The sequence below is a fragment of the Mycobacterium sp. ELW1 genome (genome assembly GCF_008329905.1).
In the GTDB taxonomy this organism is placed as follows: domain Bacteria; phylum Actinomycetota; class Actinomycetes; order Mycobacteriales; family Mycobacteriaceae; genus Mycobacterium.
This window is the reverse complement of the sequence record NZ_CP032155.1, coordinates 4,592,909-4,615,659: the sequence shown is the minus strand read 5'-3', so window position 1 is coordinate 4,615,659 and position 22,751 is coordinate 4,592,909. Positions and strand designations below refer to the sequence as shown.

At 67.6% G+C, this 22,751-nt stretch carries 23 protein-coding genes and 1 pseudogene; 14 read left to right on the top strand and 10 right to left on the bottom strand.

The annotated features are described in order from the left end of the window. The first annotated feature begins 47 nt into the window (after positions 1–47). Positions 48–566, top strand: coding sequence for a PH domain-containing protein (locus D3H54_RS21980; protein ID WP_149383677.1), 519 nt, complete (start codon positions 48–50; stop codon positions 564–566). On the opposite strand, the gene D3H54_RS21975 is transcribed toward D3H54_RS21980, so the two are convergent. Beyond that, on the bottom strand, positions 521–1,171 hold the full coding sequence (locus D3H54_RS21975) for a GtrA family protein (RefSeq protein ID WP_102808588.1): 651 nt from the start codon (positions 1,169–1,171) through the stop codon (positions 521–523). The genes D3H54_RS21980 and D3H54_RS21975 overlap by 46 nt on opposite strands. Before the next feature lie 57 nt (positions 1,172–1,228). Here D3H54_RS21975 and D3H54_RS21970 point away from each other — a divergent pair, with 57 nt between their 5' ends. From D3H54_RS21970 to D3H54_RS21960, 3 genes are read left to right on the top strand one after another with little or no spacing between them, the layout of a single operon-like run. Beyond that, positions 1,229–2,446, top strand: a complete 1,218-nt coding sequence (locus tag D3H54_RS21970; RefSeq protein WP_149381148.1) for a 5-(carboxyamino)imidazole ribonucleotide synthase — start codon at positions 1,229–1,231, stop codon at positions 2,444–2,446. Next, positions 2,439–2,945: a 5-(carboxyamino)imidazole ribonucleotide mutase gene (gene purE, locus D3H54_RS21965; RefSeq protein ID WP_149381146.1), complete on the top strand. Its 507-nt coding sequence runs from the start codon at positions 2,439–2,441 to the stop codon at positions 2,943–2,945. Before D3H54_RS21970 ends, purE begins: the two co-directional genes overlap by 8 nt. Before the next feature lie 41 nt (positions 2,946–2,986). Continuing rightward, positions 2,987–4,147, top strand: coding sequence for an acyl-CoA dehydrogenase (locus D3H54_RS21960; RefSeq protein WP_115316708.1), 1,161 nt, complete (start codon positions 2,987–2,989; stop codon positions 4,145–4,147). Position 4,148: 1 nt separating this feature from the next. On the opposite strand, the gene D3H54_RS21955 is transcribed toward D3H54_RS21960, so the two are convergent. From D3H54_RS21955 to D3H54_RS21940, 4 genes and pseudogenes are all read right to left on the bottom strand, one after another. Then, on the bottom strand, positions 4,149–4,934 hold the full coding sequence (locus D3H54_RS21955; protein WP_149381144.1) for a biotin--[acetyl-CoA-carboxylase] ligase: 786 nt from the start codon (positions 4,932–4,934) through the stop codon (positions 4,149–4,151). Positions 4,935–4,973: 39 nt separating this feature from the next. Next, positions 4,974–5,186 (bottom strand): hypothetical protein, encoded by a 213-nt coding sequence (locus D3H54_RS21950; RefSeq protein ID WP_149381142.1) that lies wholly within the window; start codon positions 5,184–5,186, stop codon positions 4,974–4,976. Positions 5,187–5,329: 143 nt separating this feature from the next. After that, on the bottom strand, positions 5,330–6,040 hold the full coding sequence (locus D3H54_RS21945; protein WP_149381140.1) for a TIGR03089 family protein: 711 nt from the start codon (positions 6,038–6,040) through the stop codon (positions 5,330–5,332). Next, positions 6,040–7,457: pseudogene (locus D3H54_RS21940) on the bottom strand (LCP family protein). Before D3H54_RS21940 ends, D3H54_RS21945 begins: the two are co-directional and overlap by 1 nt. 145 nt (positions 7,458–7,602) lie before the next feature. Between D3H54_RS21940 and rfbD the strand changes: the two are divergent. Genes rfbD through manB form a run of 3 tightly spaced genes read left to right on the top strand, consistent with a single transcriptional unit; the run spans position 7,603 to position 10,462 of the window. Further along, a complete protein-coding gene (gene rfbD, locus D3H54_RS21935; RefSeq protein WP_168214941.1) occupies positions 7,603–8,496 on the top strand; it encodes a dTDP-4-dehydrorhamnose reductase in 894 nt (297 codons plus the stop codon). Then, entirely contained in the window at positions 8,493–9,380 is an 888-nt protein-coding gene (locus D3H54_RS21930; protein ID WP_286198966.1) for a glycosyltransferase family 2 protein, read from the top strand. The genes rfbD and D3H54_RS21930 overlap by 4 nt, the downstream gene beginning before the upstream one ends. A gap of 5 nt (positions 9,381–9,385) precedes the next feature. Next, on the top strand, positions 9,386–10,462 hold the full coding sequence (gene manB / locus D3H54_RS21925; RefSeq protein ID WP_149383675.1) for a mannose-1-phosphate guanylyltransferase: 1,077 nt from the start codon (positions 9,386–9,388) through the stop codon (positions 10,460–10,462). Here the strand turns inward: manB and D3H54_RS21920 are convergent. The 3 genes from D3H54_RS21920 to cofD are packed head-to-tail and all read right to left on the bottom strand — an operon-like array spanning position 10,459 to position 13,363. Further along, positions 10,459–10,998 carry an NUDIX hydrolase gene (locus tag D3H54_RS21920; RefSeq protein ID WP_149381135.1) on the bottom strand — a complete coding sequence of 180 codons (540 nt, stop codon included), beginning with the start codon at positions 10,996–10,998 and terminating at the stop codon, positions 10,459–10,461. The two genes, manB and D3H54_RS21920, sit on opposite strands and share 4 nt — an antisense overlap. Next, positions 10,995–12,362 carry a coenzyme F420-0:L-glutamate ligase gene (locus tag D3H54_RS21915; protein ID WP_149383673.1) on the bottom strand — a complete coding sequence of 456 codons (1,368 nt, stop codon included), beginning with the start codon at positions 12,360–12,362 and terminating at the stop codon, positions 10,995–10,997. Before D3H54_RS21915 ends, D3H54_RS21920 begins: the two co-directional genes overlap by 4 nt. Further along, positions 12,362–13,363 (bottom strand): 2-phospho-L-lactate transferase, encoded by a 1,002-nt coding sequence (cofD, locus tag D3H54_RS21910; protein ID WP_168214940.1) that lies wholly within the window; start codon positions 13,361–13,363, stop codon positions 12,362–12,364. Before cofD ends, D3H54_RS21915 begins: the two co-directional genes overlap by 1 nt. A gap of 299 nt (positions 13,364–13,662) precedes the next feature. Between cofD and D3H54_RS21905 the strand changes: the two genes are divergently transcribed. After that, positions 13,663–14,022 (top strand): WhiB family transcriptional regulator, encoded by a 360-nt coding sequence (locus D3H54_RS21905; protein ID WP_149381132.1) that lies wholly within the window; start codon positions 13,663–13,665, stop codon positions 14,020–14,022. A 27-nt stretch (positions 14,023–14,049) separates the two neighbouring features. Here the strand turns inward: D3H54_RS21905 and D3H54_RS21900 are convergent, their stop codons facing one another. Next, positions 14,050–14,472, bottom strand: a complete 423-nt coding sequence (locus tag D3H54_RS21900) for a metallopeptidase family protein (protein WP_036340282.1) — start codon at positions 14,470–14,472, stop codon at positions 14,050–14,052. A 162-nt stretch (positions 14,473–14,634) separates the two neighbouring features. On the opposite strand from D3H54_RS21900, the gene D3H54_RS21895 reads away from it, so the two are divergent. The 5 genes from D3H54_RS21895 to D3H54_RS21875 all read left to right on the top strand — a co-directional run bounded on the left by D3H54_RS21895 (position 14,635) and on the right by D3H54_RS21875 (position 19,784). Next, positions 14,635–15,060, top strand: coding sequence for a DUF3499 domain-containing protein (locus D3H54_RS21895; RefSeq protein WP_210419580.1), 426 nt, complete (start codon positions 14,635–14,637; stop codon positions 15,058–15,060). Positions 15,061–15,137: 77 nt separating this feature from the next. Then, positions 15,138–16,529: a phosphomannomutase/phosphoglucomutase gene (locus D3H54_RS21890; protein WP_149381129.1), complete on the top strand. Its 1,392-nt coding sequence runs from the start codon at positions 15,138–15,140 to the stop codon at positions 16,527–16,529. Continuing rightward, the gene (locus tag D3H54_RS21885) at positions 16,526–17,602 is read left to right on the top strand and encodes a TobH protein (RefSeq protein WP_149381126.1); all 1,077 of its coding nucleotides are present in this window, start codon (positions 16,526–16,528) and stop codon (positions 17,600–17,602) included. The genes D3H54_RS21890 and D3H54_RS21885 overlap by 4 nt, the downstream gene beginning before the upstream one ends. 7 nt (positions 17,603–17,609) lie before the next feature. Next, positions 17,610–18,836 carry a mannose-6-phosphate isomerase, class I gene (gene manA / locus D3H54_RS21880; RefSeq protein ID WP_149381124.1) on the top strand — a complete coding sequence of 409 codons (1,227 nt, stop codon included), beginning with the start codon at positions 17,610–17,612 and terminating at the stop codon, positions 18,834–18,836. A 27-nt stretch (positions 18,837–18,863) separates the two neighbouring features. Then, on the top strand, positions 18,864–19,784 hold the full coding sequence (locus tag D3H54_RS21875) for a cation diffusion facilitator family transporter (protein WP_149381122.1): 921 nt from the start codon (positions 18,864–18,866) through the stop codon (positions 19,782–19,784). Here the strand turns inward: D3H54_RS21875 and D3H54_RS21870 are convergent. Next, on the bottom strand, positions 19,741–21,135 hold the full coding sequence (locus D3H54_RS21870; protein WP_149381120.1) for an FAD-dependent oxidoreductase: 1,395 nt from the start codon (positions 21,133–21,135) through the stop codon (positions 19,741–19,743). The two genes, D3H54_RS21875 and D3H54_RS21870, sit on opposite strands and share 44 nt — an antisense overlap. A gap of 58 nt (positions 21,136–21,193) precedes the next feature. On the opposite strand from D3H54_RS21870, the gene D3H54_RS21865 reads away from it, so the two are divergent. Then, entirely contained in the window at positions 21,194–22,675 is a 1,482-nt protein-coding gene (locus D3H54_RS21865; RefSeq protein ID WP_149381117.1) for an amino acid permease, read from the top strand. Positions 22,676–22,751 lie beyond the last annotated feature (76 nt).

Genomic DNA, 22,751 nt, shown 5'->3' with positions numbered 1-22,751 from the left:
GCCCACGTCTCTTGCCTTCGCGTGTCGTGTGCCGTAGGTAGATGACCATGGGATATCCCGAGAACGTGCTGGCCGCGAACGAACAGGTCGTGCTGCATCGCCACCCGCACTGGAAGCGGCTGGTCGGTCCGATCCTGGTGCTGCTGATCGCCACGATCCTGGCGGCCTTCGTGTCCGCGCTGGTCAACAACACCAACTGGGACCCCACCGCCAAGAAGGTGCTGTTCGGGGTCATCGCCGCGATCTGGGTGATCCTGGTCGGCTGGCTGACGTTGTGGAAGTTCTTCAATTGGCTCACAACGCATTTCGTGATCACGGACCGCCGGGTGATGTTCCGGCACGGGCTGCTGACCCGGTCGGGTATCGACATCCCGCTGGCGCGGATCAACAGTGTGGAGTTCCGTCACGGCCTACTCGACCGCATGTTGCGCACCGGCACCCTGATCATCGAGTCGGCGAGCCAAGATCCCCTGGAGTTCCACGACATTCCCCGCGTGGAGCGGGTGCATTCACTGCTGTATCACGAAGTTTTCGACACTCTGGGCTCGGAAGAGTCGCCCAGCTGACGCGACGCGCGCCGGCGTCGCAGCGGCGTGACGGTGGCACCCGCCTCGTACTCGTCCTCCATCGCCTCGGCGAAGCCGCCGCCGGTGAGGGTGGATTCCAGCCCCTTGTCGTGGCTGGGGCCGAACTCGTCGGGGAAGACCCAGCGCCGGAACGCCCAGAACCGGAACGCCATCTGCAGCAGGTTGCCCAGCACGTAGGCGGAGATGAAGTCCGCGATGTTCTCGTTGGTCAGTGAGACGTGCGGCACCCGCAGCTCCAGCACGTAGCTGGAGAACCACAACGGGGCCATGCTCAGCAGCACGCCGACACCGCTGACCCCGAAGAACAGCAACGCCTCATGGTGACGTTCGCGGCCGCCGCGGTTCCGGAAGCTCCACTCCCGGTTCAGCACGTAGGAGGCGATCACCGCGACGATGCCCGCGATCACCTTGGCGGTGACCGGCTTGGGCTCGAGGATCGTCAGCTTCAGCGTGTAGAAGATCGCGGAGTCGATGATGAACGTCGTGGCGCCGACGATCGCGAACTTGATGAGCTCGTGATGCCGCTCGGCGAAGGGCCGGATCGGTCGGGGCAGCCGAGCGATGGTGGCATCAGCAAAAGACACAAGGAGCAAGTCTACGGAAGTCGCCGCAGGTGTGCGTACTCGCGCAGGTCTGACACCATGATGGCCGTGTCGAAGCGCCCCACACCCCCTATCGTCGCCATGGTCGGCGGCGGACAGCTGGCCAGGATGACCCACCAGGCGGCGATCGCCCTCGGACAGAGCCTGCGGGTCCTGGCTGTGAGCCCCGACGACCCCGCCGCTCAGGTGACCCCCTACGTCGTCATCGGCGCCCATACCGACCTCGATGCGCTGCGTCGCGCGGCCGCGGGCGCGTCGGCCCTGACCTTCGACCACGAGCACGTTCCCACCGAGCTGCTCGACACGCTGGTCGCCGAGGGTGTCACCGTGGCGCCACCCCCCGAAGCCCTGGTGCACGCCCAGGACAAGCTGGTGATGCGTCGCAAGCTGGCGGATCTCGGCGCGCCGATCCCGCGGTTCACCGCCGTCTCAGGGGTCGACGATGTCGACGCGTTCGCCGCCGCTGTCGGCGGGCCGGTGGTGATCAAGACCGTGCGTGGGGGTTACGACGGCCGCGGCGTGGTCCTGGCTCGTGATCTTGCCCACGCTCGGGAGGCCGTCGCCGGATACCTGGCCGACGGCGTGCCGGTGCTGCTCGAGGAACGGGTGTCGATGCGCCGCGAACTCGCGGCTCTGGTGGCGCGCTCCCCGTTCGGCCAGGGTGCGGCATGGCCGATCGTGGAGACCGTGCAGCGCGACGGCATCTGCGTCACCGTCCTCGCGCCCGCACCGGGCCTGTCCGAAGACCTGGCCGCCGAAGCCGAGCAGCTGGGGCTGCGGCTGGCCGGCGAGCTGGGCGTGGTCGGGGTGCTGGCCGTCGAACTGTTCGAGACCACTGACGGCACCCTGCTGGTCAACGAGTTGGCGATGCGGCCGCACAACTCCGGACACTGGACCATGGACGGATCGGTGACCAGCCAGTTCGAACAGCACGTCCGGGCGGTCCTGGACTATCCGCTCGGCGACACCCGGCCGATCGCGCCGGTGACGGTGATGGCCAACGTGTTGGGCGCGCCGCAGGCTCCCGCGATGAGCGTCGACGAGCGTCTGCATCACCTGTTCGGCCGGATCCCGGAGGCCAAGGTTCACCTGTACGGCAAGGCTGAACGGCCTGGTCGCAAGGTGGGTCACGTCAACATCGTCGGTGCGGCGGACGGTGATGTGAACCGGGTACGTGAACGGGCGGAACGGGCGGCACACTGGTTGTCGCACGCGCAATGGAACGACGGATGGGACGGGCATTCCGCCAATGACTGATAAACCGGTGGTCGGGCTGATCATGGGTTCCGACAGCGACTGGCCCGTCATGGAGGCGGCGGCCGAGGCGCTGGCTGAGTTCGAGGTGCCGTTCGAGGTCGGCGTCGTCTCGGCGCATCGAACCCCGGGACGGATGCTGGACTACGCGCGCGGTGCGGCGGCCCGCGGCATCCAAGTGATCATCGCCGGCGCCGGTGGGGCGGCCCACCTGCCCGGGATGGTGGCCTCGGCCACGGCGCTGCCGGTGATCGGGGTGCCGGTGCCGCTGGCCAAGCTGGACGGCCTGGATTCGCTGTTGTCGATCGTGCAGATGCCCGCGGGTGTGCCGGTGGCCACCGTGTCGATCGGCGGCGCACGCAATGCGGGGCTGCTGGCGGTGCGCATCCTCGCCACGTCGGATGTCGCGCTGCGCAAGCGGATGGAGAGCTTCCAGGACGACTTGGAAGCCCAAGTGCTGGCGAAGGACCGTGCGCTCCGGGAGCGATTACTCGGTGAGTGAGGAGCCAGGTAAAGTTACCGGCGAGTAGCAAGGAGGCTGTGATGGCTGGGAACCCCGATTTCGACGTATTCAAGTTGCCCGAGGAGCACGACGAGCTGCGGACCGCGATCCGCGCGCTGGCGGAGAAAGAGATCGCGCCGTACGCGGCCGACTGCGATGAGAACTCGCGCTTTCCGCAAGAGGCGCTGGACGCCCTGAACGCCTCGGGATTCAACGCGGTCCACGTGCCGGAGGAGTACGGCGGCCAGGGAGCGGACTCGGTGGCGGCGTGCATCGTCATCGAAGAGGTCGCCCGGGTCGACGCGTCGGCGTCGCTGATTCCCGCCGTCAACAAGCTGGGCACGATGGGGCTGATCCTGCGTGGGTCAGAAGAATTGAAGAAGAAGGTGTTGCCGTCGATCGCCTCCGGTGAGGCGATGGCGTCGTACGCACTCTCCGAGCGGGAGGCCGGCAGCGACGCGGCGTCGATGCGCACCAGGGCCAAGGCTGACGGTGACGACTGGATCCTCAACGGCGCCAAGGCGTGGATCACCAACGGCGGCAAGTCATCCTGGTACACCGTGATGGCGGTGACCGATCCCGACAAGGGCGCCAACGGTATCTCGGCGTTCATGGTGCACATCGACGACGAGGGCTTCACGATCGGGCCCAAGGAGCGCAAGCTCGGCATCAAGGGCTCGCCGACCACCGAGCTGTACTTCGAGAACTGTCGTATCCCGGGCGACCGGATGGTGGGGGAGCCCGGCACCGGCTTCAAGACCGCGTTGGCCACCCTCGACCACACCCGCCCGACGATCGGTGCGCAGGCGGTCGGTATCGCGCAGGGCGCGTTGGACGCGGCGATCGCATACACCAAGGACCGCAAGCAGTTCGGCACCTCGATCTCCGATTTCCAGGGTGTGCAGTTCATGCTGGCCGACATGGCGATGAAGGTCGAAGCGGCTCGGCTGATGGTGTACTCCGCCGCTGCCCGCGCCGAGCGCGGCGAGCCCAACCTGGGGTTCATCTCGGCGGCGTCGAAGTGCTTCGCCTCCGATGTCGCCATGGAGGTGACCACCGATGCCGTGCAGCTGTTCGGCGGTGCCGGCTACACGGTGGACTTCCCGGTGGAGCGGATGATGCGCGACGCCAAGATCACCCAGATCTACGAGGGCACCAACCAGATTCAGCGGGTTGTGATGTCCCGGGCGCTGCTGCGCTGATCTAGCCGGCCGGTCTCAGGTGGGTGATATCGCCCGCCGACACCGTGATGACCTCGGTGCCCGTGTCGATGCGAAGCCGGCCGAGTAAGTCGACATCGACTGCGGTGCCGGTGATTTCGTGATCGCCGGGCATGATGGCCCGCACCTGGCTGCCCAGGGTGCTGCTGCGCCGCCGGTAGTCCTCGACGAGTGCCGGGTCGGGTCCCGGTGTGGTTTGCCACTTTTCGATCCGGGCGGTCAGTTCGCGCAGGATCGCGGCGGTCAGCGCATCGCGGTCGAGCTCGGTGGCGCCCAGCATCTGCAGTGAGGTCGCTCGCGGGTCGGGCGCCTCGTCGGGCGTCAGCGTGACGTTGAGCCCCAGGCCCACCACGATGACCGGATCGGGTGCGGCCACCTCGGCCAGGATGCCGGCGAGCTTGCCGGACCCCACCAGGACGTCATTGGGCCACTTCACGGCGGCCTCGATGCCGGTGGTCGCCGTGATGGCATCGACCAGTGCTATCCCGGTGAGCAACGGCAGCCAGCCCCAACTCTCCGGGGGGACGCCGTCGGCGCCGACGCCGATCGACAGGGCGATCTGGGATCGTGGCGGAGCCGACCAGCTGCGGCCATTGCGGCCACGGCCGGCGCTCTGGTGCTCGGCGAGCAGCACCGCGCCTCGAATGTCCTCGCCGGAGGCGTGCCGGGCCAGCAGGTCGGCGTTGGTCGACCCGGTGGTTTCCACGACGTCGATGCGGCGCACCGGAAGTGCGGACAGGGCTGCGAGATTCAACGGGGCGCGGCTCACCTCAGCGAGCCTAGTCAGGCGAGCAATCAGCCCTGAACCTTAGCGGGGCGGCGTCGTGGTCGCGTGATTCTGCTGCGGGGCGCTCGACTCGATCCAGTCCAGCACCCCATTCTCACCGATGGCGGCATGCGACGAGCTAGGGGCGGTGTTCGGGTCGGTGGTTTGCGCGCTCGCCGGCCCGGCGAACAACATCGAACCCGCGACCAAAGCGCCGCCGGCCAGGGTGACCAGAAAATTCGTGTTCATCTTCATGGGAAGGGCTCCTTGTCTCACCCCGCCGCGATGGCGGTTGCCTCGTACGATCCGCTCACAATTGGTCGCAGTCTGTCGGTCAACCAGCCCTCGTGCCGGATGAAACTGGTGTCCCCCAATCAACGGATAGACCTCGAGGAGCCTCACGCCAGGTCTCTGCTGACCTTCTCGGTCGTCCGGCGCCGTTCCAGCGCGGCGGCATCAGGGTTGGCCACCTGAACCAGGGACGCGCCCGCGACGAACACCGCAAGCAGGTTGGTGATGATGTCGTCCGCGGTGGACCACGGCAACGACGACATGACCCGATCGGTGGCCGTCAGAGCGGCCTCGGCGGCGGAATCGGAAGCGGCGGCCAGCACTTCGTCGACCGACCTGCCGTCCAGTGCCGGACCTGGTCGCGGCTCAGCGGCGTACTGGTCGCCGTGCACCCGGACCGCCGTCGCGTAATCGGTGACACCGATCGGCAGGTCAGGTGCCGGCTTGCCGAACGGATCCAGCGACAGCACCGCGACGTCACCGCCGGCGGCCGCGTCGTCGGCCTCGTCCAACCGCTCGGCGGTGCACAATGCGAGATCCGCCGCTCCGGACAGCACGACCTCGGCGCCGATCCACCACACGCCCAACAGCACCGCCGCGGTCTGCCAATGCGCGGGCAGCAACACGGCAACCCGGGTGCCCGGGCCTGCGCCCATTTCGTCGCGCAACAGGTTGGCGGTCTTGGCCGCCCAGTTGGCCAGCGTCACCGTCGACAGCTCGATACGCTCACCGGTTGCGTCGTCGTAGTACGTGATCCGCGGACCCATCGGGTCGGCCCGCAGCAGCGGATCCAGAACGACCGCAGTCAGATTGGTCATCAGTTGACGCACTTGGGGTCATCGGACCCCGCGGTGATGATGGGCGACGGCGGCGGGGTCGTGGCGTCGCCGGCCTGACCGGCCGCCTGGCTGACCGCAGCCGACGTCGGCAGCGAACCCTCCAGGCCCGATCCCGGTCCGGTGTAGTCGCTGGACAGCACCACCCGCACGGTTCCCGCCGGAATCGCAGCATCGGCCACCACCGGGAGCCCACCCAGCTCCTTGGCGACCGCCTGCGCGCCCAGGTCGTCCTCCTTGGCCGCCTGCACCTGGCTGTGGGTCACATGGTCCTTGTCGTTGTTGCCGATGTCGCCCGCCCCGAAGCCCTTGCCGGTGAGCACTTCTGACACCGCGCCGGCAAGCCCGTTGATGTCGGTGTCGTTGACGACGTCGGCCTTGGTCTGCTCGGGGGTGTAGGCGATCTTCTCGGTCTTGCCCTCGGCCTGATCGTGCAGCAGGCTGGCGACCCACTCCTGCACCTGAGACGGATCGACCCGGACCACGGACTGCATGCCGTCGTCGCTCCAGCCGGCCTCGTCAAGCACGGGGATGGTCGCGAACGCCACGTTGCCACCCGCGAGGTTCTCGAGTTGCTTGATGAAGTCCATGATGTCCCAGCCCGACGAGAGCACCACCGAGCGCTGGATGGCGTCCTGCAGCCTGTTCAGGGTTGACGGGCTGGTCAGTGTCTTACCGGAAATCACCTGGTGCGCAAGGGACGCCATCACAACCTGTTGGCGCACCACCCGGTCGAGGTCGCCGCGGGGAGGTCGTGACGCTGCCGGACGAAACTCAATGCCTGTGGGCCGTTGAGCTTCTGCCAGCCGGCCGGGAAGTCGGCACCGGAAAGTGGTTCGTAGACAGCATCTTTGAGGCACACATTGACACCGCCGAGTGCATCGGTGATCAGTGAGAAGCCCAGCAGGCCGATCTCGGCGTAGTGGTCGACGGTCACGCCGGTCAGGTCGGCGACGGTCTTGATGAGCGCTTCACGGCCGGCCTCGACGGCTTTGGGTTCGGCCTCGGCCGGATCCATCCCCTGCTGCTCGACCAACTGCTTCATCTTCTCGAGCTTCACCTGGCCGTAGACGCCGTTGATCTTCGTCTTGTCCAGACCCGGGGCCTTGACATAGGAGTCGCGGGGAATCGAGATCGCCGTCGCCGACTTCCCGTTGTTGGGGATGCGGACCAAGATGATCGTGTCGGTGTTCGTCGACACGTCGTCGCCGGCGTGTAACGCCGCCAGCTCGTCCTCGGACAGCGGGTTGCCGTGAGCATCGGTGCGGCTGTCCATCCCCACCAACAGGATGTCGATCGCGCCGTCCTGCCCGCCCCCGCCGAGGGCCGAGGTGCTCATGTGGAAGATGCCGTTCTCGAACGAGCGGATCTTGCCCCACGCGACACCGGTGCTGACCATCACGGTCACGGCGATCAACGCGAGCACAGTCCGGGCCACCCGCTGGGCGCCCGTCCGTGCTTCGGTGTCAGCAGGCATCAGCCCAGGCTACTGGCGAGACGGGCGCATACCGGGTAGCCGAAACCGGCGTGCCAGACTCGTAATTGTGGTGGCGAGGATCGTGATTACAGGTGCCGGCGGCCAAGTGGGGATGTTTCTTGCAGGTGAGGCGGCCCGTCGGGGCATCGAGGTCAGCGCGTTGACGCATCGGCAGTGTGACATCACCGACCCCGCCGCCGCCGAGCGGTTCATCGCCGAGAAGGACCTGGTGGTGAACTGCGCGGCCATTGCGAATGTGGACGCCGCCGAGGCCGACCCCGACACCGCATACGCCGTCAACGCCACCGGAGCGGAGAACGTCGCGCACGCCTGCGCGCGGGTCGGCGCGCAGCTGGTGCACCTCTCTACCGACTACGTCTTTTCGGGCGAGCCTGTCGGTGGTCAGCAGCGCCGCCCCTATGACGTCGGCGACGAGGCTGCGCCGCTGGGTGTCTACGGACGCACCAAGCTCGCCGGTGAGGTGGCCGTGCTGGCCGCCATGCCCGACGCCCACGTGGTGCGCACCTCGTGGGTGTACACCGGCGCAGCGGGCACCGATTTCGTGGCGGGGATGCGCCGGCTGGCCGGCACCGACGGGACCGCCGACGCGGTCGACGACCAGATCGGGTCACCCACCTACGTCAAAGACCTCGCCGATGCGATATTCGAGATCAGTGAGGGGCGCATTCGGGAGCCGATCCTGCACGTCGCCAACGAGGGCGCGTGCACCCGCCTGGAGCTGGCCCGAGCCGTGTTCTCCGAACTCGGTGCCGACCCGCAGCGGATCCGGCCGGTGAGCACGGCGCAAGCGGGCCGCCCGGCGCCGCGACCGGTGTATTCAGCACTGTCGATGGGGCTCTCGGTGCGCGCTGGGCTCACCCCGCCAAGACCGTGGCGTGAGGCGCTTGCCGAGGCGCTGGCCCAGCCCGTGCCCGGCGGGCAGTTACCCTCTACGCCGTGACGTCGAGCCGCCCCCTGACCGTGGTGACGGTGACGTACTCCCCGGGCTCACATCTGGATCGCTTCCTGTCCTCCTTGACGGTGGCCACCGACCGTCCGGTGACAGTGGTGCTGGCCGACAACGGTTCCACCGACGGGACGCCGGAGGAGGCGGTGGAGCGCTATCCCGGCACCCGCCTGGTGCGCATGGGCGGAAACCTCGGCTACGGCAGCGCCGCCAATCGCGGTGTGGCGACGGTTCCCGCCGACGACGAGTTCGTGATCGTCGCCAACCCCGATGTGGTGTGGGGACCCAACAGCATCGACGAGTTGCTCGCCGCCGCCGACCGCTGGCCCAGGGCTGCGGCCCTGGGACCGTTGATCCGCGACCCCGACGGCTCGGTCTACCCGTCGGCGCGCCACCTGCCGAGCCTGGTGCGCGGCGGCATGCATGCGGTAGTCGGCTTCGTCTGGAAGACCAATCCGTGGACCAAGGCCTATCGCCAGGAGTACCTCGAGCCCACCGAGCGGCCGGTGGGCTGGCTGTCGGGCTCGTGCCTGCTGATCCGGCGCGCGGCATTCGACCAGGTCGGCGGGTTCGACGAGCGCTACTTCATGTACATGGAAGACGTTGACCTCGGTGACCGGCTGGGCCGGGCCGGCTGGCTCAACGTCTACGTCCCGTCGTCGGAGATCCTGCACGCCAAGGGCCACTCGACCGGCCGGGACCCGGCCAGCAACCTGCGGGCACATCACGAAAGCACCTACCTTTATTTGTCCGATCGGCATTTTGGCTGGTGGCGTGCGCCGCTGCGATGGACTATGAAGAGCGCGCTGAAGGTTAGGTCACGCGCGGCGGTACGCAAGTCCCGTCGCGAGCTGGCGAGAAGTAGGGGGACTCGGTGAGTGGAATTGATCCGTCGAAGGTCGATGCGGTGGTGCTGGTCGGTGGCAAAGGCACCCGGCTACGGCCGCTGACCGTCTCGGCGGCCAAGCCGATGCTGCCGACCGCGGGGCTGCCGTTCCTGACGCATCTGCTGTCCCGCATCGCCGAGGCCGGCATCGAACACGTCATCCTCGGCACGTCGTTCAAAGCGGCGACGTTCGAGAACGAATTCGGCGACGGGTCCAAGCTCGGCCTGCAGATCGAGTACGTCGTCGAGGATCACCCGATGGGCACCGGCGGCGGGATCGCCAACGTCATTCCCAAACTGCGGAACGACACCGTGATGGTGTTCAACGGTGACGTCCTGTCCGGCATGGACCTGCGCCAGATGCTGGCCAGCCACCACGAGTCGCAGGCGGATCTGACCCTGCACCTGGTGCGCGTCAGCGATCCGAGGGCATTCGGCTGTGTGCCCACCGACGCCGACGGTCGCGTGGAAGCGTTCCTCGAGAAGACCGAGGATCCGCCGTCCGACCAGATCAACGCCGGCACGTACATCTTCAAGCGCGAAATCCTCGACCACATCCCCCGTGGACGGGAGGTGTCGGTGGAGCGCGAGGTGTTCCCGGCGCTGTTGGCCGACGGCGTGAAGGTTTGCGGCTACGTCGATTCCAGCTACTGGCGCGACATGGGTACACCGGAGGATTTCGTGCGCGGCTCGGCCGACCTGGTTCGCGGGCTGGCGCCGTCGCCTGCGCTCGGCGGTCGACGCGGGGAAAGCCTTGTGCACGATGGGGCGTCGGTGTCCCCGGGCGCGGTACTGGTCGGCGGGACCGTGGTGGGCCGTGGCGCCGAGATCGGGCCGGGTGTCCGCCTGGACGGCGCGGTCATCTTCGACGGGGCGCACATCGAGGCGGGCTCGGTCGTGGAGCGGTCGATCATCGGCGCCGGCGCGCGGATCGGTCCGCGCGCGTTACTGCGCGACGCCATCATCGGCGATGGCGCGAACATCGGTGCGCGCTGCGAACTCCTGCGCGGTGCGCGGGTGTGGCCGGGAGTTGTCATCCCGGACTGCGGTGTTCGCTACTCGTCCGACATCTAGACCCGCGAGCGGCCGACCGACACCAGGTGTGAGACCGCCGAGTCGATGCCGTCGGGCAGTGCGTCGATCGGCCACCACCGCAGATCGAGCGATTCGTCGCTGATCTCGATGGTCGCGTCCGCGGGTGCGCGGGCGATGAACTGGAGATCCAGGTGCCGGGTGGGCACTCCCAGCGAGCAGGTCAGTGCGTGAACGTGGATGGCGCCCAACGACGTGTCGATGCGCAGGCCGTCGATCCCGGACTCTTCAGCGGCCTCCCGCATCGCGGCCGCGACGATGTCGGCGTCGGAGTCTTCGCAATGGCCGCCGAGCTGAACCCAGCGACCGAGCCGCGGATGCAGGGTGAGCAGCACCTGGTCGCCGGTGTGGTTGACCACCAACGCCGAGGCCGTGATATGGCCTGGGACGCATGCCCGCTCGCAGGCATCGGGGCGGGCGAGCAGAAAGGCCAGGACGGACTGACGCAGCGAATCCTGGCAGTCGTCCGGCGCATCCCATTCGGTCAGCAGCTCGATGGCCGACTCCCGCACGCTCACTTGCGCACCAGCAGATCGCCGACCGGTGCCGGATTGCGGGGTTCGGGCGGTTCGACCGGATAGCCGATGGCGACGGCACCCAGCGGTTCCCAATCAGGCGGTAGATCAAGGATTTCCCGGACCAGCTCGGCCGCGAAGATGGTCGAGCCGATCCAGCAGCTGCCCACGCCGCGCACGGCCAGCGCCACCAGGAGTGCTTGTACCGCGGCTCCGACCGCGACGGTGAACATCGTGTGCTCGGCCTGGGTGCGGTCCGGGTCGGGATAGCTGTGGGCGCCCTCGGGCACCAGGAACGGGATGACGACCTCTGGTGCGTCGTAGAGGATCTGGCCGCGGGCGACTCGCCGTTCGACGGCGTCGGCGGGCTTGCCGTCGCCGGAAAGATCCTTGCGCCAGGCGTCTTTCATCCGGTCCAGCAGTGTGATGCGACGGCCATGGTCCTGCAACCAGACGAACCGCACCGGCCGGGTGTGATGCGGGGCCGGTGCGGTGAGTGCTTCGGCGACGGCGTCTTCGATGAGCGTGTGGTCGACCGGCTCCGGCGCGAACTGTCGCACCGAGCGGCGCAACAGCTGGGCCTGGCGGCGCCCGAGTTCCAGCGACTCGGCGGTGCCCAGCCAGAACAGATCGTCCTCACCGCCGCGCACCAGGCGCGCCGCGGTGGACCCGTCGTCGTCGAGCTCGAGGCCACGGACTACCGCGACCGGCACGGCGGTCAGCTTGCCCTTCACCAGGTCGGCGGCGGCGGCGATCTCGTCGGCGACGGCGACTTCGGTGACCACCAACTCGTTGCCGTGCCGGTCGACGGCGCCGGCGTATCCGTAGAGGACAGGCAGCCCGGCGGAGCCGATCGCGGCGTCGGTCTGGCCGTTTCGCCAGGCCCGACCCATGGTGTCGGTGACCAGGACCGCGACATTCACGCCGAGCCGCTCGCGCAATGCCGTGCGCAGCGCGGCAGCGCTGCGGTCGGGATCGATCGGCAGCAGGGCCAATTCGGTTGACCCGACGTTGGAGCCGTCGACGCCCGCGGCCGCCTGCACGATGCCGTTGCGGTTCTCGGTGATCAGCGTCCGACCTTTGCGGGCCAGCACCCGCACGGCCTCATCGTCGATGATCTTGCGGCGCAGCGCGTCCCGTTCGTCGGGGTCCGCCGGCGCCGCGACGATGCGACCCTCGCACTTGGACATCACCTTGCTGGTGACCACGACGACGTCGCCGTCGCGCAGCCATGGTGCCGCCGAACTGAGGGCGCCGGCCAGATCGTCGCCGGGGCGGAACTCCGGAAGCCCGGGGACGGGCAGGATTTCGACGGGAGCCGCGCTACCGTGGTCGCCGCTCGGCGGCGCCGTTGGACTTGAGCCGATCACCGCTGTACCCCGGCCAATTCGAGCCCGGCGCGCACCATTTCGGCGGTGGCCGCCGGGTCCGACATCAGCAGCGGTATCGAGTGCACCGTCAGGCCGGCTACGTCGGCGTGATCGCCTTCGGAAACCAGCCAGTAGTCCAGGATTCCGGTCGCCGAGCGTGCGCCGTAGTGGCGGGCGACGGCGTGCGAGGAGGTTTCGACCCCGATCACCGATAGGCATTCGTCGGCCATGCCGCGCAACGGCTTTCCGCCGATGATGGGGGAGTAGCCGACGACCGGGGCGGGTGTGGAGCGCAGCGCGGCGCGGACACCGGGGATGGCGAGGATTGCTCCGATGCTCACCACCGGGTTCGACGGGGCGAGCATGACGACGTCGGCTTCGGTGATCGCGTCGACGACACCGGGCCCGGCAGTGGCGTTTTCGGACCCCACGAACGCGAAACTGTGAGTGGGCACCTGGGCCCGGTAGCGCACCCACCACTCCTGGAAGTGGATGGCTTTGCGGTCCCCGGTGTCGGGATCGTCGATCACAACGTGGGTTTCGCACCGGTCGTCACTGGCCGGCAGGAGCGTGGCCCCCGGCTGCCAGCGGTGGCACAGCGCCTCGGTCACCTGCGACAGGGGATATCCCGCACGCAGCATCTGACTTCGCACCAGATGTGTGGCGAGGTCGCGGTCGCCCAGGCCGAACCAATCGGGTTGGACACCGTAGGCCGCCAATTCTTCTTTCGCGTGCCACGTCTCGTTGCGATGTCCCCAGCCGCGCTCGGGGTCGATACCTCCACCTAAGGTGTACATGCAGGTGTCGAGGTCGGGACAGATGCGCACACCGTGCATCCATGCGTCATCGCCGATGTTGACCACGGCCGTCAGCGCGTGATCAAGATCGCCTGTGGCTCCGGATATCTGGCCGGCGAACTGGCCCAGGCCGAGCAATCGCTGTACGCCCAGCAGGAAGCGGGCGCCCCCGACGCCGCCGACCAGAACGGTGATCTTCACACCGATCGACACTAGGCGGTCGGCCGTTTCGGCGACGAACGCGGTCACGATCGCGTCACTCCGAGGACACGCCGGGGCATCGACTCGCCGAATTATCCAAGGGAAATGGTATTAATTTCGGTTCAATCGCTTGACCGGGCCACTGCATAAGTGTCTAATCACATCAGTGTCATTTCCCGGTCGGACCAGCCGGTTTCGGTGTCCCAGACCGCGATTCGACCAAGTGTTCGAACGAGTTGGGCACACTTCAATAGTGGGCGACATGCAAAAGATCTACGAAACCAGGTGAGGAGGCGGAAATGTCCTATGAGCACGTGTTCGGCACGATGGGGTTGCCGCAGTCCATTACCGGTTCGCAGACGATGGGGGTAATGGCACGCGCTCACTTGAGTTTGGTGCCAGACCCGATCATCGATGCGACGCCGGATTCGGCCGATGACGAAGACCAGTGGCAGGAACGCGCGCTGTGCGCGCAGACCGATCCCGAAGCGTTCTTCCCCGAGAAGGGCGGTTCCACCCGCGAGGCCAAGCGGATCTGCTTGGGCTGCGAGGTCCGTGAGTCGTGCCTTGAGTACGCCTTGGCCAACGATGAGCGCTTCGGTATCTGGGGCGGACTCTCCGAGCGGGAGCGTCGTCGCCTCAAGCGCGGCATCATCTGACGACGACCGCTGGTCGGAGACTCCGACTCAGTCGTCGTCAATGGTCGGGTCGATGACCGACGGCTCGACCCCGAGATAGGTGGCCACCTGCGCCACCAGAATCTCGTGAAGAAGATCGGTCAGATCGATCGAGTCCTTGGCCCGGCGCTCGATCGGCTTGCGAAACAGTACAATTCGGGCGCGTGTCGAGTTTCCGCGAACGTCCACTCCGGCTGGGATCAGCCGGGCCAACGCGATCGGCCCGTCGGCCACCACTTCCGCGGGCCACTGCACACTGTCCGGATCCTTCGGCGCGATGCGCGGGATCTCGTCGACGGCAACGTCCAGGCCGGTGAGCCGTTGTTGCCAGCGCCGCTCGATCGGCTCATAGGCTTCCAGCACCGCCATGTCGAACCGCTCCGCGCGACTGCGCCACCCAGGCACCGTGGGCGGCAGCAATGGACCCCGCATCTCACGCCCCCGGCGCGACCCCGGGCTGCCACCGGATCGGCCACCTCGCCGGGAGCTGCGGGAATCGGCCACGGATGTGATCGTAACGGTTGTGAATCGGCCGCCTGGCGGCTGCGCGTGTCCCCCGGCTACCTGTGAATGAACCGCGATAGCCTCACGGACGTGAATGTTCCTCGTCGCTGCTGCCGGCCTGGATGCCCCCAATATGCGGTGGCGACGCTGACGTTCGTCTACTCAGATTCGACTGCGGTCGTCGGGCCGCTGGCAATCTCCCGCGAACCGCATTCGTGGGATCTGTGCATCACTCATGCCAATCGGATCACCGCCCCACGCGGTTGGGAGCTGGTTCGCCACGCCGGGCCGCTGCCGGAGTTCCCCGATGAGGATGACCTCGTCGCCCTCGCCGACGCAGTCCGGGAAGGCCGTGAGTTGCCGGCGCGGCCGCCGATCGCCGGGTTCTCCGATCCCAGCGGCGCCGCGCATGCGCCCGCGACCGGAACTCCGATAATGCCGGCGGCTGCGCATCGACCGACGACCGCCGGCCGCCGCCGTGGGCACCTGCGGGTACTGCCGGACCCCACCGACTGACCCGATAGCCGCCCTTGCCGGGGGCGCGGAACAGATAGGCTGGCGGCCAAGAGTCCCTCTCGGTCAGGAGATCTGTCATGTCGAGGCCCGCCGACGCGGTTCGCCGTGTGATCAAGGCTTATGACGTGCGCGGTCTGGTCGGGCAAGAGATCGACGACGCGTTCGTCTCCGACGTCGCCGCCGCGTTCGCCCGCCTGATTCGCGACGAGGGCGGCGACCGGATCGCGATCGGCTACGACATGCGCGAAAGCTCGCCGGCGCTCGCCGCGGCATTCGCCGACGGGGTCACCGCCCAGGGTCTCGATGTGGTGCGGATCGGGCTGGCCTCCACCGATCAGCTGTACTTTGCGTCCGGTTTCCTGGATTGCGCGGGCGCCATGTTCACCGCCAGCCATAATCCGGCTGCCTACAACGGCATCAAGCTGTGCCGCGCCGGGGCGAAGCCCGTCGGTGAGGACACCGGGCTGGCGATCATCCGCGACGAAGTGATCGCCGGGGTTCCCGGCTACGACGGGCCGCATGGGCAGGTCCGTGACCAGGATGTGCTGGCCGAGTATGGGAAGTTCCTCCGTTCGCTGGTCGACGTCGCCGACCTGCGACCACTGCGGGTCGCGGTCGACGCAGGCAACGGCATGGCCGGCCACACGACGCCGGCGGTGCTCGGCCCGATCGAGTCGCTGACGGTGCTGCCGCTGTATTTCGAGCTCGACGGTTCGTTTCCCAACCATGAGGCCAATCCGCTGGAGCCGGCCAATTTGGCCGACCTACAGAAATTCGTGGTGGAGACCGGAGCGGACATCGGGCTGGCGTTCGATGGTGACGCCGACCGGTGTTTCGTCGTCGACGAACGCGGTGGCCCCGTTTCCCCGTCGGCGGTCACCGCGCTGGTCGCCGGTCGCGAACTCTCCCGGGAGATCGGCGCCACCGTCATCCACAACCTGATCACGTCCCGTGCGGTGCCCGAGTTGGTCGTCGAACGGGGTGGAACGCCGCTGCGCTCGCGCGTCGGGCATTCATATATCAAGGCTCTGATGGCCGACACCGGAGCGATCTTCGGTGGTGAACATTCGGCGCACTACTACTTCCGCGACTTCTGGGGTGCGGACTCGGGCATGCTGGCCGCCCTGCATGTGCTGGCCGCGCTGGGTGAGCAAGACCGGCCGCTGTCGGAACTGATGGCGAACTACCAGCGCTACGAGGCCTCCGGTGAGATCAACTTCCGGGTGGCCGACGCGCCGACGTGCGTCGAGTCTGTTCTGAAAGCCTTTGGGCGGGAGACTGTTTCGCTGGACCATCTCGACGGGGTGACCGTCGACCTCGGTGAAGGGGCCTGGTTCAACCTGCGCACCTCCAACACCGAACCGCTGTTGCGCCTCAACGTCGAAGCGCGCAGCGCACAGGAGATCGAGGAGATCGTCCGCCGCGTGTCCGAGGACATCGCCGCCCAGCCGGCCGGGGCGGCGCCATGAGCGCTGCGCACGCCACCATCGACCTCGACGACACCGAGGGCCTTCTGGAAGCCGACCGCGACGGACTCTTGCGGGCCGCCGCGATGGCCGGCGCTCAGGTACGCGCCACCGCGGCCGCGGTCGACGAGGGCGAACTGGCACTGCTGGCCGCCGACTATCGACCACGCACCGTCATCTGGGTCGCCGCCGCCGGCGCGGCCGAGAGCGCCGGCACCATGCTGGCCGCCACCCTCGGCGGAGTGGCCGGGGAGCCGATCGTGGTGGCCGCCGAATCTCCGCCCTGGATCGGTCCGCTCGACGTTCTCGTCGTGGCCGGGGACGACGCCGGGGATCCGGCGCTCGTCTCCGCCGCAGCGACCGCGGTGCGCCGCGGCGCCCGCGTGGTCGTCGCCGCGCCCTACGAGGGTCCGCTGCGCGACGCCACCGCAGGACGGACCGCGGTGCTCGAGCCCCGGCTGCACACGCCCGACGAATTCGGGCTGAGCCGCTACCTCGCGGCCGGACTGGCGACAATGCAGGCTGTCGACCCCGCGCTGCAGGCCGATCTGGCCACCCTGGCCGATGAGCTCGACGCCGAGGCGTTGCGCAACAGCGTAAGTCGCGACGTGTTCACCAATCCGGCGAAGGCGCTGGCCGAGCGGATGTCCGGCAGGCAGGTCGTGCTCGCCGGCGATTGTGCGGCCACCCTGGGGCTGGCCCGGTACGCCGCGACGGTGTTACTGCGGCTGGCCGGCCAGGCCGTCGCCGCCGCCGGATTGTCCGACGCGCTGGTCGCGTTGCGTACCGGCATCGCGCATCAATTCGGCGATCCGGTGGACGCGTTGTTCCACGACGAGGAGCTCGACGGTCCACTGTCGAGGGGCCCGAAGGTGTTGGCTTTGACCCTGGATTCCGAACGCGCGATGCTCGCCGCGCGCGTGAGTGGTTTCGACGACGTCGATCTGGTCGGGGCGCAAGACTTCGGGGAGGGGGGGTCGGTTGCGGCCCCAACAGGGCGAGCCGAGCAACAGCTCGCCACGCTGGCCGTGCGACTGCAGATGGCCGCGGTTTATCTCAGATTGGTGGGGGGATAACGTCCCAGTGGAATTGCTACGTGGTGCGATACGCACCTACGCATGGGGATCTCGGACAGCGATCGCGGAGTTCACCGGAAGGCCTTCGCCAACAGCGCATCCCGAAGCCGAATTGTGGCTGGGCGCTCATCCTGGGGACCCGGCGTGGTTGGAGACCGCCGACGGCGAGAGGTCGTTGCTCGACGCCGTGCGGGCCGATCCGGACGGCCAGTTGGGGCCGGCCGTACGCGGTCGGTACGGCGACGTGCTGCCCCTGCTGGTGAAGGTGCTGGCCGCCGAGGAGCCGCTGTCGCTGCAAGCCCATCCCAGCGCGGAGCAGGCCGTCGAAGGTTATGTGCGCGAGGACCGTCTGGGCGTGCCGCTCAATTCACCGATCCGCAACTATCGCGACCGCAACCACAAGCCCGAATTGCTGGTCGCGCTCAGCGAATTTCACGCGCTCGGCGGCTTTCGGCCGGCCGCGCGTTCGGTCGATCTGATGCGTGCCCTGGCGGTGCCGGAGCTCGATCCGTTCATCGGACTGCTGAGCGGCCAGCCCGACGCCGACGGTCTGCGCGCCCTGTTCACCACCTGGATCACCGCACCGCAGCCCGACCTGGACGTGCTGATCCCCGCCGTCCTGGACGGTGCGGTCGACTATATGCGCTCGGGTGCAACGGAATTCGACGACGAGGCCAAGACACTGTTGGAGCTGGGGGAGCGCTATCCCGGCGATGCGGGTGTGCTGGCGGCCATGCTGCTCAACCGGATCACGCTGGCCCCCGGTGAGGCCATCTTCATGCCGGCAGGCAACCTGCACAGTTACATCCACGGCGTGGGCATGGAGGTGATGGCCAACTCCGACAACGTGCTTCGCGGTGGCCTGACCCCCAAGCACGTCGACGTGCCCGAGCTCTTGCGCGTGCTGGACTTCCGGCCGGCCGACGAGACGATGCTGCGCGCACCGACCCACCGCGAGGGCATCGAGCTGGTCTACGAGACGCCCGCACAGGAGTTCGCCGCCTGCATCCTGATGCTCGACGGCGAGAACCTCGGCCACGAGATCGACGCCCCGTCCCGCCACGACGGTCCCCAGATCCTGGTCTGCACCGAGGGCTCAGTGCTCGTGCGCGCGAAGTCGGATGTGGTGGAGCTCAATCGCGGGTCCGCCGCCTGGGTGGCCGCCGACGACGGTCCGATCCGCCTGGAGGCGACGTCGCCCTCCCGGTTGTTCCGGGCTACGGTTGGCCTGTGAACAACTGAGCCTGGGGGAGGACACCACATGTCGACCGAGGGCAGCACCAAGGCGATCCTCGCGGCGCTGGCCGCCAACGCGGGCATCGCGGTCGCGAAATTCGTCGGATTCCTGATCACCGGCAGCTCCTCGATGCTGGCCGAGTCGGTGCACTCAGTGGCCGACACGTCGAATCAGGGGCTGTTGCTGTTCGGTCAGCGCCAGGCGCGCAAGCAGGCCGACAGCCTGCACCAGTTCGGGTACGGCCGCAGTCGTTACTTCTACTCGTTCGTCGTGGCGCTGGTGCTGTTCAGCCTCGGCTCGATCTTCGCCCTGTACGAGGGTTACCACAAGATCGGCCACCCCGAACCGCTGACCTCGCCGCTCGTGGCGGTGGTGATCCTGGCGGTGGCAATTGCCCTGGAGTCCTACAGCTTTCGCACCGCGATGGTGGAGTCACGTCCGTTGAAGGGCAACAGCTCGTGGTGGCAGTTCATCCGCCGGTCGCGCAATCCGGAGCTGCCCGTGGTCCTGCTCGAGGACACCGGTGCCCTGATCGGTCTGGTGTTCGCGCTCGCCGGTGTCGGCTTGACGATCCTGACCGGCAATCCGGTGTGGGACGGCGTCGGCACCGTGTTGATCGGACTGCTCCTCGGGGTCATCGCGGTGATCCTGATGGTCGAAATGCACAGCCTGCTGATCGGTGAGGGCGCTACTCCCGAGGACTGCCGGGCGATCCAGGCGGCGCTCGAGCAGACCGCCAACGTCGACCGGGTGATCCATCTCCGTACCCAGTACCTTGGTCCCGAGGAAATGCTCGTCGGTGCCAAGATCGCGTTGGCTCCCGATACCGACCTGGCCACGGTGGCTGTCACCATCGACGCCGCGGAGGCGGCGGTGCGTTCGGCGGTGCCCGCCGCGCAGGTTATCTACCTGGAACCGGATCTGGATCGAGCACTGGCGCGGTAGACCGCTTCTGCGCCCACCACGACGACATGTTGTGCCGGATCGCGCGGCCGATGATCGATGCGGGCGGAACCATGTACAGACTGTCCAGCAGGCTGAACCGGCGCAGAAACCATTCCGCCAGAACACGGTCGGTTTCCGCGGCACCGAGGAATTGATCGAACAACGACCCGACCGGGTGGTACCACCATGGCGCCGGGCCATCGGTGCCGTGCAGGGTCAGGTCGCCGATCGCGTTCATCGTCCAGACGGGATACGTGGTTTTCGCGGTGGCGCGGGCCAATTCGTAGGCGAGGTGGCGGTGGGTACCGGAGTCCAACAACCGACGCAGGTGTCCGACCTGTAGCGCGGTCATCGTCATGCCCTGGCCGTAGGTCGGGTTGAAACTCGCGACGGCGTCACCGATGGGCAGGATCCCGCCGGGGAACCGCTGAAGCTTGTCGTACCGGCGCCATCGGCTGACCGGATAGCGGTGGAAAGCGATGTCGCCCAAGGGTTCTCCCCGACGAATCGCTGACGCCAGCGGTGCAGGCAGCACCTCGTCGGCGATCTGGTGGATCTCCGGCAACGTCTGAGGCGGCGGGACGTGATTGACGGTGAACGTGGTCAAGCCCCAGGTGCCGTCCTCGTAGAACAGCATGCCCAGCCCGGCCTGCTGGCGCCGCGATGCCCCTGCCACGACGACCTTCTCGGTGATCAGGCCGTCGGGGATACGCAACTGCTGTGTGGCGTAGGAGATTCCGACATCGATGGTCTGTTCCCGGGGGCGGGCGAACCCCCATTCGTCCAGCCACGACGGTAACCGGGTGCCGCGGCCGGAGGCGTCCACGACCAAATCTGCGGCGACGAACTCGTCCTGGCCGGGCGCGGACAACTCGACGCCGGTGACGGTCTGGCGCTCCCCGTCGAATCGCGGGGCGTTGACGTCGCGCTGCACGATGTCGACGGCCGGCAGGGCGGCGGTGCGGCGGCGGATCTGCCACTCCAGCTGCTTGCGGCTGGGCACGTAGGCGGTGAACTCGCGCTGCAGGGTGTGCCCGGTGCCCAGCACGTGCCCGGCCGCACCGAAGTGGATGCAGTCGGGCCGATTCTCCAGCTTCGCCACGCCGGCGGCGACCATGTCGTCGAGCAGTCCGGGATACAGCGCCTCGAACTCGGTCGCGCCGCGGGCCATCAGGATGTGGACGTGGCGGTCCTGTGGCACCGCGCCGCGGTGCGCGGGTTCGGGGGGCAGGGTGTCGCGTTCGTAGACGGTCACCCGGTCGTAGTGATCGGACAGCACCCGGGCAGCGCACAGCCCTGCGATGCTGGCCCCGATGACGATGGCATGGTGACGCTTCGGGGGTTGGCCCACGCCCTCATAATTACCCGCTCAAACTGTGGCTAACCGGGGTAATAGAAGGAACATGCAGATGACCTCTAAGTGGCGGACCAAGTCGGTGGAGCAGTCCATCCTCGACACCGACGAACCGGGCACCCGGCTCCGCAAGAATCTGACGTGGTGGGACCTCACGGTCTTCGGCGTCTCGGTCGTCGTCGGCGCGGGCATCTTCACCGTCACGGCATCGACCTTCGGCAACATCACCGGTCCCGCCATCTCGGTGTCGTTTGTCATCGCCGCCGTGACCTGCGGTTTGGCGGCGCTGTGTTACGCCGAGTTCGCCTCGCTGCTGCCGGTGGCCGGCAGCGCCTACACCTTCTCGTACGCAACGTTCGGGGAGTTCGTCGCCTGGATCATCGGCTGGGACCTGATCTTGGAGTTCGCGGTCGGCGCCGCCGTGGTGGCCAAGGGCTGGTCCAGTTATCTGGGCACCGTCTTCGGCTTCTCCGGTGGTGTGGTGGCGATCGGTCCGCTGAACTTCGACTGGGGCGCCCTGCTCATCGTCGCGATTGTCACCACCCTGCTCGCATTGGGCACCAAGCTCTCGGCGAATGTGTCCGCGGTGATCACAGCCATCAAGGTCGCGGTCGTCGCCCTCGTGGTCATCGTCGGGGCGTTCTACATCAAGGCGTCCAACTTCTCCCCGTTCATCCCGCCGTCGGAAAGTGGCGCGGGTTCGTCCGGAACCGGCGTCAACCAGTCGGTCTTCTCCCTGCTGACCGGGGCCGAGAGCAGCCATTACGGCCTGTACGGCGTGCTGGCCGGGGCCTCGATCGTGTTCTTCGCGTTCATCGGGTTCGACGTGGTGGCCACGACGGCCGAGGAGACCAAGAACCCGCAGCGCGACGTCGCGCGAGGCATCCTCGCCTCGCTGGCGATCGTCACCGTCCTCTACGTGTCGGTCTCAATCGTGTTGTCGGGCATGGTCCGATTCAGCGACCTGCGCGACAAGGCCGCCAACGGCCACGCCAACCTGGCCACGGCGTTCTCGCTCAACGGGGTGGACTGGGCCGCCAAGGTGATCTCGATCGGAGCGCTGGCCGGTCTGACCACGGTGGTCATGGTGCTGATCCTCGGGTTGTCGCGAGTGTTGTTCGCCATGGCTCGTGACGGCCTACTGCCGCGTCAGCTGGCCCAGACCGGGACTCGCGGCACCCCGGTGCGGATCACCGTGCTGGTCGGTGTGCTCACCGCCGTCGCGGCCACCGTCTTCCCGATCGACAAGCTCGAGGAGATGGTCAACGTCGGGACGCTGTTCGCGTTCATGCTGGTCTCCGCCGGCGTCATCATCCTTCGGCGGACGCGCCCGGACCTGGAGCGCGGGTTCCGCGCACCGCTGGTCCCGGTGTTGCCCATCCTGTCGATCGCGGCGTGCGGATGGCTGATGCTCAATCTCACCGGGCTGACCTGGATCCGGTTCGGAGTGTGGATGGTCATCGGGGTCGGGTTCTACCTGCTCTACGGGCGATCCCACTCGGTGTTGGCCAAGCGGGAGGCCGCCGCGGCCAGGTGATTTACAAAGAAGCACCATTTGTCTAGACACCCGACAAATCTGCCTCTATAGTCAAGTCATCTGAACCTGACTAGGG

Coding starts and splice junctions, on each gene's coding strand:
- D3H54_RS21980 (WP_149383677.1), top strand. CDS start 48: ATGGGATATCCCGAGAACGTGCTGGCCGCGAACGAACAGGTCGTGCTG.
- D3H54_RS21970 (WP_149381148.1), top strand. CDS start 1,229: ATGATGGCCGTGTCGAAGCGCCCCACACCCCCTATCGTCGCCATGGTC.
- purE (WP_149381146.1), top strand. CDS start 2,439: ATGACTGATAAACCGGTGGTCGGGCTGATCATGGGTTCCGACAGCGAC.
- D3H54_RS21960 (WP_115316708.1), top strand. CDS start 2,987: ATGGCTGGGAACCCCGATTTCGACGTATTCAAGTTGCCCGAGGAGCAC.
- D3H54_RS21950 (WP_149381142.1), bottom strand. CDS start 5,186: ATGAAGATGAACACGAATTTTCTGGTCACCCTGGCCGGCGGCGCTTTG.
- D3H54_RS21945 (WP_149381140.1), bottom strand. CDS start 6,040: ATGACCAATCTGACTGCGGTCGTTCTGGATCCGCTGCTGCGGGCCGAC.
- D3H54_RS21905 (WP_149381132.1), top strand. CDS start 13,663: ATGTCCTATGAGCACGTGTTCGGCACGATGGGGTTGCCGCAGTCCATT.
- D3H54_RS21900 (WP_036340282.1), bottom strand. CDS start 14,472: ATGCGGGGTCCATTGCTGCCGCCCACGGTGCCTGGGTGGCGCAGTCGC.
- D3H54_RS21890 (WP_149381129.1), top strand. CDS start 15,138: ATGTCGAGGCCCGCCGACGCGGTTCGCCGTGTGATCAAGGCTTATGAC.
- D3H54_RS21885 (WP_149381126.1), top strand. CDS start 16,526: ATGAGCGCTGCGCACGCCACCATCGACCTCGACGACACCGAGGGCCTT.
- D3H54_RS21875 (WP_149381122.1), top strand. CDS start 18,864: ATGTCGACCGAGGGCAGCACCAAGGCGATCCTCGCGGCGCTGGCCGCC.
- D3H54_RS21865 (WP_149381117.1), top strand. CDS start 21,194: ATGACCTCTAAGTGGCGGACCAAGTCGGTGGAGCAGTCCATCCTCGAC.